Origin of the sequence: Bradyrhizobium niftali, assembly GCF_004571025.1 — a bacterium.
GTDB lineage: Bacteria > Pseudomonadota > Alphaproteobacteria > Rhizobiales > Xanthobacteraceae > Bradyrhizobium > Bradyrhizobium niftali.
Window position 1 is genome coordinate 29,890 of record NZ_SPQT01000002.1, and the last position, 15,474, is coordinate 45,363.

Consider the following 15,474-nt stretch of genomic DNA (forward strand, 5'->3'; position numbering starts at 1 on the left):
CGTAGGGATGCGTGCCCGCGGTTTGGGCTAGTGCGGGTCCATCTGGGCGAGGATCTCCTCGATATCGATGTCGACCTGGCCGGCGGCCTTGAGGTGGCGGACCTCGAGACTGTCGCGCTGGAAGCGGTACTCGACGAGGCCGGTCTCCTTGATCGCGATCCGGTCCTGGCGCGCATCGTTGATCTTGAAGCCGACCGACGGCGCCCAGACGTGGCGTGTATGACGGAACGTGAAGTCGCGGCGCTGGTGCACGTGGCCGCTGGCGATGAGGCGCAGATCGACGCGCGCAAACATCTCGATCAGCCGCGCCCGCGCCGGCTGCGGCACGTAGCGGATCGCGGTCTCCGCTGTCTCCGGATCGTCGGGCAGGTTGAGGAACACCGGCTTGTGCAGGAACAGCGCGACCGGTCTGCCGTTCACGCGCGCGATCTCCTGGGACAGCCAGTCGAACTGCTCGGCCTCGAACGCGAGACCCGAATTCATCACCAGCGAGTTGAGGCCGACGAAGCACCAGCCCGCAGCTTCGAACGACCAATGGTCGTCGCCGATGATGTCGCGAAATTGCTGGCGGTGCGTCTCGCTGACCGGCGGCTTCGGCGCCGGCCCGATCGCGGTCGGATTGTCGCCGATGTCGTGATTGCCGGGGAGGTAACGGCAGGCGACGGGCAGGGCGTCGTGCAGGCCTTTGGCGAACACGACATCGTCGCGGCTGGTCGGCCCGTCGAAGGAGACGTCGCCGGTGTTGACGACGAGATCGGGTCTGTCAGCGTCGATGTGCTCGCAGACGCGGTGGAAGTTGGCGACCAGGCCGGGAAAGCGCCGGCCGAGATGGGTGTCGGAAATCTGCGTCAGGCGAAATGCGGACATGGGGCAAGGTGTAGCCCCGTGAAGCGTCGGAACGATGACGGCGCCTGTATCGTCCGCGATCGAACAAAGTTTAAAGCACGCGGTAGCGGATCGTGTAGGCGTCCTGCGGCGCGACGCTGCCCGCCAGCGGCGAGGCGATGCGGTCGGCGAGATGCCAGGGGCCGAACTGCTCGGAGCGATGCGGCTCGGCCGGAAGGCGGAGGCGGAATTCGAACGTGCCCTTGCCGGGCAGGCTCACGACCAGCACGCGGTCGGCGGTGCGGTGGTTGAGCGCCACCGCGCCGCGCAGCAGCGCGCGGCCGTCGGCGAGGTCGCGCACGCCGTCGACCAGCGCCAGCGTCTGGTTGCGGTCGGTGTGCAGCTCGATCTGGGAATCGGACACCGCCGTCAGCGTCTCCCTGGGCATGCGGATCTCGAACTCCACCGCGGGCTTGGACGGGTTGAGGCCGAGATAGGCGAGCGCGGCGTGGCGCATGTCGTAGGCGGCAAAGCCGAACAGGACGAGGGCGGCGAGCGTGGCGAGGCCATGCCTGACGACGTCGCGCCAGGTCCGGTAGCTCATGCGGAAATACACCGTCATCGCCAGCGCGACTGCGAGCGCCGCCGCGATGCCTGATAGCGCCGACATCAGGATGCCGAGCCGGCCGTCAGCGGATTCGGTCAAAAGGCTGGACAGGGTGTTCATGGCGCTCGCTCGCCTTGGGCCCGAACGGGCCGAAATTGCTTTAACTATCGCCCGTTGGTCGCCTGATCGGGAACGCCGGTTCAACTCGTTGATTGTCAGCGCCAACAGTCGCGGCTAATGACGGTCCGCGGTGTTCCGCCTTACGGGAAAGTTCCGATGTCTGCCCAAATGGTCCTGCTGCCTGTCTTCGTGCAGGTCGGTCTCACCTTCGCGCTCCTGATCGGCATGGCGCTGGCGCGCCGCCGCTCGCTGGTCTCGGGCGAGACCAAGATCCGCGACGTTGCGCTGGGCGAGCCGAACTGGCCCAAGAGCACCACGCAAATCGCCAATTGCTACCGCAACCAGTTCGAGCTGCCGGTGCTGTTCTACGCCCTGATCGCGCTGGCGCTCCCGTTGCGCCATGCCGATCTCTTCATCGTGCTGATGTCCTGGGTGTTCGTGGTGACGCGCTTTGCCCATGCCGGCGTGTTCGTCTCCTCGAACGATCTCGGCCGCCGCTCCACGATCTGGCTCGCCGGCGTGCTGGTGCTGCTCGCGATGTGGATCTACTTCGCGCTGAGGATGCTGTTGCTGATCTAGGCGCTTATCCGCCGATCCTGACCTGAAAGATTTGAAATGACTCCCGCTGCCCGGCTGTCCGCAGCCATCGAACTGATCGACACCATCGAGAAGGACCGCGTGCCCGCGGCCAAGGCGCTGAAGGAGTGGGGCACCGCGCACCGCTTCGCCGGCTCCGGCGACCGCGCCGCGATTGCCGGCCTCGTCTGGGATGTGCTGCGCCGCTATGCCTCGAGCGCCTTCCTGATGGACGCCGACACCGCGCGTGCCAGGCTGATCGGCATGCTCCGCCTCGAGCGCAACATGGATGCGGCCACCATGGCGGCCTTGTTCGACGGCAGCCGGTTTGCGCCGGCGCCGCTGACGGAGGCCGAGCAGGCGGCGCTCAGCCATCGCTCCCTCAAGGACGCACCGGCCGCGATCGCAGGCGACTACCCCGAATGGCTCGATCCGCATCTTGCAAAAGTGTTCGGCGAGGACCGCGCCGCGGAAGCGGCCGCGATGGCGAGCCGGGCGCCGCTGGACTTGCGCGTCAACACGCTAAAATCCAACCGCGACAAGGTGCTAAAGGCGCTTGCTCATCTTCATGCGAAACCGACGCCGTGGTCCGCAACGGGCCTCCGCATCGAGCTTTCCGCCGACGCGCGCAACCCCGGCATCCAGGCCGAGGAGGATTTCATCAAGGGCGCCGTTGAAGTGCAGGATGAGGGATCGCAGCTTGCTGCCCAATTCACCGCGGCAAAACCCGGCGAGCAGGTGATCGATCTCTGCGCCGGCGCCGGTGGCAAGACGTTGGCGCTCGCCGCCATGATGCAGGGCAAGGGGCGGCTGATCGCCACCGACCGCGACAAGCGGCAGCTTGCGCCGATTCACGAACGCCTGTCGCGCGCGGGCGTCCACAATGCCGATGTCCGCACGCCCAAGGGCGAGGTCGATCCGCTGGCCGACATCAGTGCCACGGCCGACCTCGTCGTGATCGACGCCCCCTGCACGGGAACCGGCACCTGGCGCCGCAACCCCGACGCCAAATGGCGGATGCGGCCGGGCGCGCTGGAGATCCGCCTGCGCGACCAGGCCGAGGTGCTGGAACGCGCCGCACCGCTGGTGAAGCTAGGTGGCCGCATCGCCTACATCACCTGCTCGGTGCTGGCGGAAGAGAACGGCGAGCAGGTGAGGGCGTTCATCGGCCGCCATGGCGAGTTCGCGGTGGTGCCGCCGGAGCAGACCGCGAGCGTGCTCTGGGACAAGGCGGAGGCCTTCGCGGAAGCCGCCCAGCAATCGCCCGAGGGCTGGTTGATGACGCCGCGGCGGACGGGCACGGACGGGTTCTTCGTCTCGGTGCTGAAGAAGGCGGGCTGATCAACGCTGTCATTCCGGGGCGCCCGCAGGGCGAGCCCGGAATCCATCGCGCGGCAGTCTCTGCGGGTCCATGGATTCCGGGCTCTCGCTACGCGAGCCCCGGAATGACGGGCCAAAAACAAAAAGCCCCGCAGACCGGATCCCGGTCGCGGGGCTTTCTAATTCTAGCGTTCTGCCGGTACGTCCGCGGTCAGAAGCGCTGGTGCGCGGGCGTTAGCCGACGCGGAGATTGTCCGCCGACGACTTGCCGCTGCGGCGGTCGGCGACGATGTCGAACGAGACCTTCTGACCCTCGTTGAGGGAGGAGAGGCCAGCGCGCTCGACGGCGCTGATGTGCACGAACACGTCCTTCTGGCCGTCGTCCGGCTGGATGAAACCATAACCCTTTTGGGTGTTGAACCACTTCACGGTGCCCATAGCCATGGGAATTTCCTTTAGTTAGTTAGAGAGGATACGCACGCGGACCGGAACGCAGCGCTGCGCCCATAGCCCTGATGAGTCGATGTTTTGGAGAAATCATCTGAAGCGTGCGCGCCTGTCTTAGACGAGGCGAAGCGGCCCAGTCGTTCGGCCAAGTATCGATGATCACAATATAGCGAGAATTTTGGGCCACTTCAAGGCATCACCCGCCGCCCGGTACCTCGCCCGGATTTTCTATTTTGCGGTGCAAATTAACCACTCCGGCGCATCTCAATCGACGATGAACAGCGTCGCCCCGGTGGCCGTCGAGGACCGGTGCGCGGCGTCGCCGAAGTCCGAAACCTGGTAGCTCATCCCCGCCGTGAGCTTGAACTTGCGGCCGTCGCGCAGCTCTGAGTCGAGCTCGCCCTTCAGCACGTACAGCACGTGGCCGCGGTCGCACCAATGGTCGGCGAGATAGCCCGGCGAATACTCGACCATCCGCACCCGGAGTTCGCCGATATTGAGCGTGCGCCACAGCGCCTGGCCGTTCTCCCCGGCATGGGTGGTCGGCTCGACCTTGCTCCAGTCGGTGACGGTGAAGGGGGAGGTGGGGAGTTTCATGGGGGGATCCTGTCTCAGAGCCGGCAATGCTGGTGTTAGCGCAGGCCGTTGCCCCAGTCTCCGTCATTGCGAGCGCAGCGCAGCAATCCAGAAATGCATCCGCGGAGGCCGTCTGGATTGCTTCCGCCCGCGCCAAGGCTTTGGCGGACAAAGTCGCGGAGCTCGCAATGACGAGCTTGGGGCAAGAGCGTTCCGCCCTCTCGCTGTCATCGCCCGCGAAGGCGGGCGATCCAGTACGCCGAGACGGTCGTGATTGAATCGACAGGCCTCGGCGTACTGGATTCCCCGCCTTCGCGGGGAATGACAGCGGTGTTCGCGGGGAATGACAGCGGTGGGTGGGGCGGCACCGTTCAATACGCGTCACCCCACCAGATGGTTCGCCGACCCCTGCACGATCAGCCCGGCGTCATTCACCCGCAGATACTCGCAGATCTTCTTCCCCCGTTCGTTCGCGTAGAGCACCACCATGCTGTCCGGGCTGACGAACACATCGATCAGCGTGAAGTGCAGCTCCGGCACAAACCCGAGCGCCTTGCCCCAGTACGCCCGCAACGCGTCCTTGCCGCGCACGGTGCCGCTGGCGTCGAACCCCAGCGCGGGGATGCGGTCCGAGGTCATCACGGCGGTCTCGTCATAGAGCGTGAGCACGCGCTCGAGATCGCGCGTATTCCAGGCCTCGACCCAGGTCCGGCCGAGCGCGGCAAGCGATGATGGCTGATGGTGCTGTGGCATGGCATTCTCCCTGATCGGCCCCTGGTTGAAGGGTGGGGCAAGTTAGGTCAATAATACTTACCTATATCCGTTTGTCCATGCCCAAAGAAGAATGTGGGCGCGCAAACCTGCGCGGTTGCGGGTCGTCGCGCCGTCGCGTATCTGCTTGCCATGACAGCAGCACAGAACGACCGCTCCGCGTCGACGCCATCAGTGGCCTCGGCGCATGACAAGATTCTCATCGTCGACTTCGGCAGCCAGGTGACGCAGCTGATTGCGCGTCGCGTGCGCGAGGACGGCGTCTATTGCGAGATCGTCCCGTTCAACAAGGCCGAACAGGCTTTTCTGGAGATGAAGCCGAAGGCGGTGATCCTCTCCGGCGGGCCTGAATCGGTGCACGAGGCCGGCTCGCCGCGCGCCCCGCAATTGATCTTCGCCTCCGGTGTTCCCGTGATGGGGATCTGCTACGGCCAGATGACCATGGCCGCCCAGCTCGGCGGTGAGGTCGAGGGCGGCCATCACCGCGAATTCGGCCGCGCCGATGTCGAGGTGAAGGCCGACAGCAAGCTGTTCGAGGACGTCTGGTCATCAGGCAGCAAGAACCAGGTCTGGATGAGCCATGGCGACCGCATCACCAAGATGCCGCCGGGCTTCTCGGTGGCCGGCACCTCGCCGAACGCCCCCTTCGCGATCATCCAGGACGAGAAGCGCAAATATTACGGCCTGATGTTCCACCCCGAAGTGGTGCACACGCCCGACGGCGCCAAGCTGATCCGCAACTTCGTGCGCAAGATCGCCGGCCTCACCGGCGACTGGACCATGCGCGCCTTCCGCGAGGAGGAGATCGCCAAGATCCGCGCTCAGGTCGGCAAGGGCAAGGTGCTCTGCGGCCTGTCCGGCGGCGTCGATTCCGCGGTGGCGGCCGTGCTGATCCACGAGGCGATCGGCGACCAGCTCACCTGCGTGTTCGTCGACCACGGCATGCTGCGTCTCGACGAAGCCAAGACCGTGGTCGATCTGTTCCGCCACCACTACAACATCCCGCTCGTGCACGTGGATGCCTCCAAGCAGTTCCTCGGCGAGCTCGAAGGCGTCACCGACCCTGAAACGAAGCGCAAGACCATCGGCCGCCTCTTCATCGAGGTGTTCGAGGCGGAGGCCAAGAAGATCGGCGGCGCCGACTTCCTCGCGCAGGGCACACTCTATCCCGACGTGATCGAGAGCGTCTCCTTCACCGGCGGCCCCTCGGTGACGATCAAGTCGCACCACAATGTCGGCGGTCTGCCCGAGCGCATGAACATGAAGCTCGTCGAGCCCTTGCGCGAGCTGTTCAAGGACGAAGTGCGCAAGCTCGGCCGCGAGCTGGGCCTCCCCGAAATCTTCGTCGGCCGCCACCCGTTCCCGGGCCCGGGCCTCGCCATCCGCTGCCCCGGCGACATCACCCGCGACAAGCTCGACATCCTGCGCAAGGCCGACGCCATCTACATCGACCAGATCCGCAAGCACGGCCTCTATGACGACATCTGGCAGGCTTTTGCCGTGCTGCTCCCGGTCAAGACCGTCGGCGTCATGGGCGACGGCCGCACCTATGACTTCGTCGTCGGCCTGCGCGCCGTCACCTCCACCGACGGCATGACCGCGGACTTCTACCAGTTCGACATGAAGTTCTTAGGCGAGACCGCGACGCGCATCATCAACGAGGTGAAGGGCGTGAATCGGGTGGTGTACGACGTGACGAGCAAGCCGCCCGGGACGATTGAGTGGGAGTAGTGGGACGGGCTGCCATCGCGTGGTTTGTCGTAGGTTTTGGTGCCGCTATTCTCTGTACCTTTTACATCGGGGGGCGACGAAAGTTATGGCTGTCAACTTGACCGGATCGAGGTAGGAACTCCACCGCGCTCTCGTTGACAGAGTACCGCAGCGAATTGCAGCGTACAGAAGGGCCGGAGACCGTGGCCATCATTCGGCTCGGCCCGAGAGCATGAAAGGCGCCCAATTGGTGGGGTCCGGATAGCGTCTCCGTGTCGCAAGCGTCGCCATTTGGTGAGCGTGTGCCAGCCTATTCGAGTGCGCTTCTGGCTCCAATAGCGCCCGATAGAATTGCTCCATCCAGAAACGGGTCGGTTCCGACCACACACTCCAGAGAGAAAGCAGCGTTGTGCGGGCCCCGGAGAGCAGGAGCGCTTGAGCGAAGCCCTTCAAGCGATCGCCCTTTGTTGCTGCGAGAATGCCCGTCTCGCACGCCGCCAAAGACACGAGCGATGCGCGAAGCCGCACGGTCAGCAGTTCCCGCACCGCGACAGGGCCATCGGAGAGAATGAGTTCTGCTGCCAGGGGATCTTCGTCGTCGAACCGGCCGTGGCAAACTACGTGAATGATGTCCGACTGCGATGTTCCCGCGAGCAGGTCATCGCGCTTCGCGTCGAGAATTGCTCCGACGCCGAACGTGTCGGCGACCAGCTCGGCTTCTGCATGAAAGCTCTCGCGCTCGTTTGGCGTACGGGCGCTGCACAGGACCTTCGCAGTTATCGAGCCGGGTAGTATCGAGGCCGGCTCGAGATCTCGAAAGATTGCGAGTGACGGGACGGTCTGCGTTGCTACGACGTCAACGAGCAGTTCACCGGGCGATAGCAACAATGCGTGAAATGGAAACCGATGAGCGAGTCCGTGCGGAACAATGACCAGCGTCCGGCAGCCTCTGATCTCACGTTCGAAAGGATGGAGCAATTGCAGCCCGTATTCCTGCCAGGTACCCAGTGGCTCTTTCTCGGCCCGGACCGGTCCTTCAACTTGGGCCTCAAGCGCCTCCAGCAGGGCACGCGCGTCGGCCTCGGTGAACTCAAGCGGGTGGACAGCGATAGGGGTGCGAGTCCTCCCAAATATGCCGACGGCGCCCGTTGGCTCAATCCAAAATGAGAGCACACCGGTATCATCGGCGAGCGTATCGACTACGGAGCGAAGGGAATCCAAATCGGGCGGTTGCGGTCGTCTTAGTGAAACATAGGCCGCGCCCGCTTCGCCCGAAGCGGCCATCGCATCATAGATCTCCAGTAGGCGATCATGAAGTGCTTGGCGTTGCATGATTCGGCGGCCGGTGTCGGCATTTGTGCCGAGCATTCGCGCCAAATTGTCCTCAGGTTCGCTGCCCAGCGCGGAACGCAGCTGCCGTTCTTCCACGAGTAGCGAGACTGGAACGCCCGCCGGTTCGGCAAGTTCGCGGCCGCCGAGTTCTTCCAGCAAGTCGCGCGCGCGCCCTCGCTCCATGGCGGCGAGCACATGCCAGCCGTCCGCCTCTCCACGACCGAAGAGGATCATCAATGTGCGGATCAGCGCCGAAAAGATTTGGGAGATATTTGCAATCTCCTCGTCGCGGCGCCCGGATGTGCTCGCTGACCCTAGCCGGCCCTCTGCACACTGCGCCGCGGCTGCGTAACTGCGTGCGGCCTCGCCTATGGCGCCACGTTGTTCTTGGGCTCGTCCCAGTCCAAAGAAATCCGGGAGGGCAACGCTCATCATTCCGTTCGACGAGAGTGTGTGGACAACCCGCTCGCGGGCGAGCAGTGCCGCATCCTCCGGTGCGTCCGGAGGCGGAAATGCCTCAAGCACCTTGGCGCGCAGCCGCTCGGTCTCAACGTAGAAGTAGGGCGATTGCTCGGGTCCGTAGGTGTTCTGAATCTCGTCGATATGCGACAGCACAATTGCCGGATTGGGCAATTCGCCGCCGTGAACCGCCAGTTCCACGCGCGCCGCATAGTGAAGATATATGAGTCGCGCGCGGGCGCGGCGATCGCCTCGTTTGAGCGCCAACTGGACGGCAGCGGCGAATTCATTCGCTGCTTCGCCAAAGTCATCAATATCGCCGGTGAAGGTACCCCGCTGCAAAAGCGCTGCGCCGAGGCTTTGATGAATCAGCTGAAGTTGCTCGGGTCCGAACGCATCAGAGGCTCCCTCGCGAAGAACTTCCAGAATTCGAATGCCAAGGTCGATTTTCCCTACAATGTCGCCGGACCCTTCTTCGATCCACGTCAGGGCCCTGTTGTATTTTACCATAAAGCTCGTGAGGGACGACACGCCAGGAAGTTCCGCGCGGTCGAAAGCCTCCCGAGCAAGCACACGGTTTGCAAAAGGGTCGCCAGTCACTTGGCGTGTGCGAGCAATGCCAAGCTCCATAAGCGCGAGTGCTAACTCTTCGTCGGAGAGCAGCTCTGCAATTGCAATTGATGTCTCCGCATGCAGCAATGCTTGTCGGTTGTTCTCTGCTGGATCCCCCTCGAGCCTCGTATCCCACGAAGCGGATAACCCTCGGTGTGCCTCGAGCCTGACGCGCGGTGTGACAGTCGGATCGTTATCATCGAGAATACGAGTATACCAGCTCCGCGCACGCGACCCCGCACTGTCGCCAAAATCTGCTGCGAGCGCCTGCCATCCTTCACCAAGCGATAGAAACAGATCAGCCTTTAGGTCACCATGCAACTCGGGGTGCTCTGCGAGCAGACGTTCTGTACGCGCGCTACGCACCTCAAGCTCTGCGGCAGTTGGCGTGTCGGATCCGGGAAACGCGTCGAGATAGGCGTCGCTGACCGGCCTTGGCAGGCTGTTCAAGACCATCTCGCCGTCAAACTCGGCTCGGCAGGAGGTGATCGCTGCATCGATCCCAGTTCGCGATGCGGCGGTCAGAAGCCCAAGGATAGGTCGAACACGAGCGCGCGATAAGTCCGCGTTCATGTCAGGTGCGGAGGCAAGCAAACGGATAGCGCCAGGGCGGACAAGGTCGGGATTCTTCATGAGAATCTCGCGGCGTTCATTACAATCGCTGGCAAAGATCAGCGCGATTGCCGCCTGCATTCGGTCAAGGGAACTCGCTGGCAACGAAAGACCAGAAATCTCGGTCAGCTTTTGACCCACCTGCACCATGTTATCCACAAGGCCAGTGCCGACGATTGGAACAGAAGCGGGGTCTAGATTGTAGTCCGTACAGCGCTTGGAGAAGCGCGCACTCAATGCTTCAAACGCCTCAAGGACGCTCTTGCGATCGAACGCAAACTGAACGCGCGCCAGTCCTTCCGGTCCACGACCGACCACGCACAAGGCGCCGAGGCGTTCTACGCCGGGGCCGATGCATACCGGGCAGAAGCTTCGCTGCAGAGTACCATCGCGAATGTCTGACTGCCGGTCTGGATTGGCATCCAAATCGATGATCCGCCAGAGTTTTGCGTCAAACTCCGTCTTGCACAACGGACATCGCGCTCGGTAGATGTCGACGAGCGTTAGATCGACCTTGTCGGTATCGCCGCGCGACCCCACGGGTGTTTCAGCCTGCGGTCTCAAGCTGTTCGCCCCAAAACTCGCAGATCAAGCCTCCGGCCGGCTTCAGAAACTTTTTGACGATCACGACCGACACGGCGGCCGCAATCGCTGGTGAGAGTACCGGCAACAACATTGTTGTGACGACGCCTATGGCGGCGGCTTCGCTCACGTTTAGCGCCGAGAATAGCTGCTTTCTTGCCTCGTCGTCTGTGCCTCCGCATACCAGCTCGTGGAGGGCCGCTGCCCACTTGCGCACGATCTTGCGGCCAAGATCGCGCAGATCTTCCAGCGGGCCCATCTGATCCTTCTTGTACGGCGGGTCGAGCTCCGGGCTAAAGGCGAGCGCAGGATGGTCGTCAATCGTCTTTGCAAGCTTTCCAATTCGGACGTACAGCGCATCGTCTTCATCGCGTGCAAGGCGTTGCGCGACTGAAACGGACTGTTGTTCGATCTGCGTGAGGGAATTCATCAGGCAATCTCCTTCGGCTGATTGTTGGTGGGAGGCGAGGGACTCTCCGGCCGCTTGGGTACGAGCCTCGTATCTCCACGGCCGTAAAGCGTATAAATGAGCGCGAGCGGGTTATTCTGCTGATGAAAGGTGCGACGAGTCGCGAGCATCGCCGTCCCCAGAGCTTCACCATTGAGCAATCGTCCGAGTAAGGCTCGAGCGAAGGCGTCACCGAACTGTGCCGTAATCGGCGCTTCCGTGCCGATCACGGCGATCGCATCACGGTCAAGGAACACAGCCGGTAACCCTATATGCGACGCGGGAAGGCTCGAGGCTGAGTGGCACATATTGAGGAACACGAGCGGGCGACGCAAGCCATTGAAGAATTCCAGCTCGCGCAACGCGCGTTCGCTGAAGTCGGCACGGCTGCTGGAGATACGCGCACCGCCATCGTTACCACCGAGTGCGTTGACAAGGAGCTGCCACGGTTCTTGGCTCGCCTTGTCCAGCGCTTTGACCGCGGCGCCGATCTCAGCTTGCATCTCGGCCAGCAAGGCGGGCGGAGCGCTCGCCATCATCCCGTGACAGAAGAAGTAGAAAACGTCCGAAGGATCGTCCGCAACGAGCGCTGCCCTGATTTCGTCGTTCAGGTCGGCTTGGGTCAGGGCAAGGAACGGGTTTGCCGTGACGATGTCCTGGAGTGTCTTACGATGGTCCACAAATGAGACAAATCCGTCGTCAACAATTGCGGTCATGCGTAGCGAGCCGCTTTTTGGAGGAGGTGTCCGGCCCTGAGTGCGCGCAATCTCGATCTGGTAGGACAGGCCCCAAGGTTCAAGAGATGCAGCGCCTTTTTTCCGTTTTGGTGGCGTCACAATGGACCACGGAAAGGTGAAATCCTGAGCATCGTCGGAGAAGGAGACACGCACAAGTGCGTTCGATGGCAGGGGGGTGTCGGCGAGCAATGTGCCTAATGCCTCGCCCGCCCCTTTTTGACCACCGCGCCTGTCGCCGAAGAGCAGCCGCCAAGCCTCACGGCCGAACGCGGCGAGCTCGTCGCTCGCTACTTTATAGGAGGGTTCAGTGAGCTGGTTGCGCTTGCTCATCACGCCGATTACGAGCTTCGTCCAATGGCGCCGAACGTCGGTAAGCAACCTCGCAACGTCGTCTGAGCGGATGGTCTGGCGAAGGGCGACCGCGAGAGGAGTGCTGCCGTCGCGCACGAGCTCGGCCTGGACAGTATACCCATTCCGAGCGCCGCTGATCGCCAAAGATAATACGTCGCGGGCCCGCTCGCTAGCAGGCCGGGCAAGCGTTGCGAGCGGGTCGACCGGGTATACGCGCCATTGTTGGTTCTCGAAGACGTATTTGATTTGGTCGAGCAGCCGGAGATCGCGGCTCAGGAGCCGGACTTCGAGCAGCGTGCCACTGTTGAGAGCGGTACCGAGCGAGAAGCGAAACAATGCCGGAGTGCTATCTTCGTCGAACGGCCAGGTGATTGGAAGAAGCTCGTCCGCAAGCTTGATGTCGGCTCGAGCTATAACGCGTGCATAGATAGTGATCGACTCCTTCGTGCGGCGCGGGGGCAGGATTGGTTTTCGGTTGTCTTTGTTTGCAATCGGGTTTGCTCGTATCGCTACCTCGAGTGTGTACTCACTCGCTTCACCCAACGGCGCATCCCGCGCCAGTCGCGCGTCATCAGGTATCACATCACCGAGCCACCATGACCCCGTAAGGATCGAGAGGTCGCTAAATCGCTCGGTCTCGATTTCCCTTGCCCCTGGAGAAGGCGCCACGTCTTCCGCCGTCACCTTTGCCTCGGCCGATCGTCGAGAGTCGGCCCCACGATCGTCGATGAGACCCGTGATCAGTGCGGTCGCGTGTGCGGCATGATCCTCTGATTGATAGGAGATGCTGTCCTGTTCGACGGCGTTAGCGATCGCGTCAGCCAGCTCAGAAGGCCGAATATTGTTGTGTGCGGGAACACCGAACCAATAGGCTGCGCTTTCGGGTATGGATATCGGCAAATTATTCGCAAGAGCCAGCGCGCGGAGCTGTTGAGAGAGATCTTTCACACTTTGCGACAAGCGCGCCGCGTCCATCTGCTCAAAATAGTCCTGCCTCGCGAAGACTATTGGTGGTGCGGCGTTGCCGCCCGCTCTGAGCCAGGCGAGGTTCAGCGCCAGGTCTGGTGGAGCGTCGTGGGCGGTCTCGTATATTAGCTCCTTGGCGAGACTCTTGATATCGATGTCGGCACCCTGAAGCCAGGCCACCGGGCGGATTGCACGCCGCCGCCCAGTAGCCAGCAGAGGCGCAACCAGATCGTAGGACTCGTCCGAGATGAACGTAACGAAGGCCGTATCTGCTGCGTCAAGTCCGTCCAGGCTTCGGACAAAGGCATATTCGGACGGCGCGCCCAGTTTGACAGTACGAGAAAGGCCGCGCTCGGCGGGCCGAAATGTCGCGTCGAACGACTTCGGTTCGATCCCCTCCAGCGACAGACGCAGCGGCCACTTCCAATGATTTCGGTCACCTCCACCTGGTCCGATCTTGATCGCAACGGAGCCAACTGTCGCGTGGTCGATAGCGGTCCAACTGGGCCAGCTGCCGCGCAGTTGCTGAAGGCCACCGAGCATCGCATGCACCAGAGGGGGGAGGGCGAAACGCTCACTGTCGCCCCATTGCCGTTGTGATGGCTTGAGCAACAATCGCGCAGGCCCAGGCTCGCTCGCGTCGCGAAAGGAATGAAGCCAAGCCTCTGCGATCTCGGATGCAACGGTGCTAATCACGTCATAGGAATAGGTAGGTGGCGGTGCCCATATTCGCTTGGCGCCAAGCGACTGCATACTCTGTGCGGCGCGCGCCGGATCAAATTTGGCCAACCAGTCCCAACCTGCTGCCGTTAGCACACCGGCAGCAGCGAGAACTGCCGCGGCCTCTTCGTGAGATGCGGCAAGATTCCTAGTAATCGCCAAAAGCTTCTTCATCTCGCTTGAGGCCCTATCGCTGTTCTCCCGTTGCTTCGTTCGGCACTGGCCTATAGCAGGCGTGGGCGGCAACCAGCGGCACTTCCTCATGTTCGCTAATAAAGCTTCACGGGCTTTCCATAGTGGGGCACGGCCGCACCTATTAGGCTCTGTAATGAACGAACTATGCAGCCTCGCCGAGGTCAAAAAACGAGCTCAGCGAGAAATTGCAATAGTGACAATATTTCGATCCAAAGTCGAGTGGGCTAGGGTAGAAAAATTGCCGCGCCTGGGAGTATCTGACGGCCTTGTTACCCGGTTCATTTCGGAAACAAAGACTGGACCAGCGCGGCACCTGATGCCCGGGGGCACGCCTTCAAAAATACCGACTTAAGGCGGCCGCCTTCGGAGTCGCGGGGATTGAAGCGCTTGCGTTCGAAGCGGCCCTAGCACCGAACAGGGCGAGTCGGAGTGGCGGTGGCCGCCTAGGGGCCGGTGTATTTGTCGCCGTGGGAGCAAAGAATCCGCGAAATGCGGGGGCCCTCAACCAATGGGAGTTCGACCCACTGGCTTCCTGCGAACGCGTATTTGGGGATGCACGCATATTCCTTCCGATAATCCGCTGAAAATCGGCAGGTTCTGCGTCGGTCGAACCTGCTTGCTCGCTCTCGCTAAGCGAAGCGGTCGGTGCGCAAGCGGTTGGACAGTTACCTACCGCCCTCGGCGTGGCGTGCTATTCCCCAGCTGTAACCGGCCATGAGTCGTTAGTTTCGTCCTCGACCGTGAAGTGGAGACTTCAGACGGTTCGCCTCAAGCAGTCTCAGCATGTCAGAGAATTGACACCGCGTGACCTCAAGCGAGAGATGCAACGAATGGTGCGCTGGCTTACCTGGAACGCCGCTCTTCACGCAGAGCGGACCATATCTCAATCGGCCGGGAACTGATGACGATTGACGGTACCGTACGGAAGGGGTGAGAAGCGGCAGCGATCGTTGCAACTATGCGTACGCGTTCACCTAGTCGATTGACTCCGATAGTTGGCGAAAAGCCTTTTTTGAGAACCCCCACAAATTTTACTGTGGATTCAAGACCGAAAAGTTTGGTCGGATGTACCGTCGGAATTTGTCCGTCAACTTTGAGACATTGTGCCTGCAAGTCAACGCGGTAGTGCAGTCCAAAATGATAGAGTGGGAGTAGTGCGGCCGGCTGGCATCGCGCAGTTTAGCGTGGTTTTGTCGAGTTGTTCTCGCTTCCTTCGCGTTGAGAATTCTGACCGGAGCACCAACAGGTTTTGGCGCAAAACGGACCACTCAATATCGGCCTCGATCGCATTGGCCGTAGCTAGCTCAAATTGGCCCATGATGGGAGCGAGAGTTTAATTTTTTCAATCAATTAAAGAACGTCGTCTGCACGACGTGTGCACTGAGAAGTCCAGAAAAATCCATTTGCGGCAAATCTGAGCTAGTCGGTCCGAGGCGCGATGGGGATCTCGGGCTCGACGCGACCGAAATTGATGAGCGCAAAGCGGCCACCTACACACGAGAGACGGG

At 62.0% G+C, this 15,474-nt stretch carries 11 protein-coding genes; 3 read left to right on the forward strand and 8 right to left on the reverse strand.

The window, feature by feature from the left end:
* Positions 1 to 27: 27 nt before the first annotated feature.
* Together E4K65_RS05245 and E4K65_RS46965 are read right to left on the reverse strand one after the other, a co-directional pair.
* Positions 28 to 867: a metallophosphoesterase family protein gene (locus E4K65_RS05245; protein WP_135173256.1), complete on the reverse strand. Its 840-nt coding sequence runs from the start codon at positions 865 to 867 to the stop codon at positions 28 to 30.
* 70 nt (positions 868 to 937) lie between these two features.
* The gene (locus tag E4K65_RS46965) at positions 938 to 1,552 is read right to left on the reverse strand and encodes an acriflavin resistance protein (protein ID WP_167770552.1); all 615 of its coding nucleotides are present in this window, start codon (positions 1,550 to 1,552) and stop codon (positions 938 to 940) included.
* A 156-nt stretch (positions 1,553 to 1,708) separates the two neighbouring features.
* On the opposite strand from E4K65_RS46965, the gene E4K65_RS05255 reads away from it, so the two are divergent.
* Positions 1,709 to 2,131, forward strand: a complete 423-nt coding sequence (locus E4K65_RS05255; protein ID WP_135173258.1) for an MAPEG family protein — start codon at positions 1,709 to 1,711, stop codon at positions 2,129 to 2,131.
* A gap of 36 nt (positions 2,132 to 2,167) precedes the next feature.
* The gene (locus E4K65_RS05260) at positions 2,168 to 3,469 is read left to right on the forward strand and encodes an RsmB/NOP family class I SAM-dependent RNA methyltransferase (protein ID WP_135173259.1); all 1,302 of its coding nucleotides are present in this window, start codon (positions 2,168 to 2,170) and stop codon (positions 3,467 to 3,469) included.
* A gap of 213 nt (positions 3,470 to 3,682) precedes the next feature.
* Here the strand turns inward: E4K65_RS05260 and E4K65_RS05265 are convergent, their stop codons facing one another.
* From E4K65_RS05265 to E4K65_RS05280, 3 genes are all read right to left on the reverse strand, one after another.
* Complete coding sequence (locus E4K65_RS05265) at positions 3,683 to 3,892, reverse strand: cold-shock protein (RefSeq protein WP_008141931.1); 210 nt, start codon at positions 3,890 to 3,892, stop codon at positions 3,683 to 3,685.
* A 267-nt stretch (positions 3,893 to 4,159) separates the two neighbouring features.
* Positions 4,160 to 4,492, reverse strand: a complete 333-nt coding sequence (locus E4K65_RS05270; RefSeq protein WP_135173260.1) for a DHCW motif cupin fold protein — start codon at positions 4,490 to 4,492, stop codon at positions 4,160 to 4,162.
* 360 nt (positions 4,493 to 4,852) lie between these two features.
* Positions 4,853 to 5,224 (reverse strand): nuclear transport factor 2 family protein, encoded by a 372-nt coding sequence (locus tag E4K65_RS05280; protein ID WP_135173261.1) that lies wholly within the window; start codon positions 5,222 to 5,224, stop codon positions 4,853 to 4,855.
* Between the two features lie 150 nt (positions 5,225 to 5,374).
* Here E4K65_RS05280 and guaA point away from each other — a divergent pair, with 150 nt between their 5' ends.
* The gene (guaA, locus tag E4K65_RS05285; RefSeq protein ID WP_167770553.1) at positions 5,375 to 6,973 is read left to right on the forward strand and encodes a glutamine-hydrolyzing GMP synthase; all 1,599 of its coding nucleotides are present in this window, start codon (positions 5,375 to 5,377) and stop codon (positions 6,971 to 6,973) included.
* A 189-nt stretch (positions 6,974 to 7,162) separates the two neighbouring features.
* On the opposite strand, the gene E4K65_RS05290 is transcribed toward guaA, so the two are convergent.
* Genes E4K65_RS05290 through E4K65_RS05300 form a run of 3 tightly spaced genes read right to left on the reverse strand, consistent with a single transcriptional unit; the run spans position 7,163 to position 13,945 of the window.
* On the reverse strand, positions 7,163 to 10,531 hold the full coding sequence (locus E4K65_RS05290; protein ID WP_135173263.1) for a CHAT domain-containing protein: 3,369 nt from the start codon (positions 10,529 to 10,531) through the stop codon (positions 7,163 to 7,165).
* The gene (locus tag E4K65_RS05295; RefSeq protein WP_135173264.1) at positions 10,515 to 10,979 is read right to left on the reverse strand and encodes a hypothetical protein; all 465 of its coding nucleotides are present in this window, start codon (positions 10,977 to 10,979) and stop codon (positions 10,515 to 10,517) included. Before E4K65_RS05295 ends, E4K65_RS05290 begins: the two co-directional genes overlap by 17 nt.
* Positions 10,979 to 13,945, reverse strand: coding sequence for a CHAT domain-containing protein (locus E4K65_RS05300; RefSeq protein WP_135173265.1), 2,967 nt, complete (start codon positions 13,943 to 13,945; stop codon positions 10,979 to 10,981). The genes E4K65_RS05295 and E4K65_RS05300 overlap by 1 nt, the downstream gene beginning before the upstream one ends.
* Between the last annotated feature and the right edge of the window lie 1,529 nt (positions 13,946 to 15,474).

Bases quoted from the DNA above. Each gene is read 5' to 3' on its own strand.
- E4K65_RS05300 (WP_135173265.1), bottom strand. From the start codon at position 13,945: ATGAAGAAGCTTTTGGCGATTACTAGGAATCTTGCCGCATCTCACGAA.
- E4K65_RS05255 (WP_135173258.1), top strand. From the start codon at position 1,709: ATGTCTGCCCAAATGGTCCTGCTGCCTGTCTTCGTGCAGGTCGGTCTC.
- E4K65_RS05265 (WP_008141931.1), bottom strand. From the start codon at position 3,892: ATGGCTATGGGCACCGTGAAGTGGTTCAACACCCAAAAGGGTTATGGT.
- E4K65_RS05270 (WP_135173260.1), bottom strand. From the start codon at position 4,492: ATGAAACTCCCCACCTCCCCCTTCACCGTCACCGACTGGAGCAAGGTC.
- E4K65_RS05245 (WP_135173256.1), bottom strand. From the start codon at position 867: ATGTCCGCATTTCGCCTGACGCAGATTTCCGACACCCATCTCGGCCGG.
- E4K65_RS05280 (WP_135173261.1), bottom strand. From the start codon at position 5,224: ATGCCACAGCACCATCAGCCATCATCGCTTGCCGCGCTCGGCCGGACC.
- E4K65_RS05260 (WP_135173259.1), top strand. From the start codon at position 2,168: ATGACTCCCGCTGCCCGGCTGTCCGCAGCCATCGAACTGATCGACACC.
- guaA (WP_167770553.1), top strand. From the start codon at position 5,375: ATGACAGCAGCACAGAACGACCGCTCCGCGTCGACGCCATCAGTGGCC.
- E4K65_RS05295 (WP_135173264.1), bottom strand. From the start codon at position 10,979: ATGAATTCCCTCACGCAGATCGAACAACAGTCCGTTTCAGTCGCGCAA.
- E4K65_RS46965 (WP_167770552.1), bottom strand. From the start codon at position 1,552: ATGAACACCCTGTCCAGCCTTTTGACCGAATCCGCTGACGGCCGGCTC.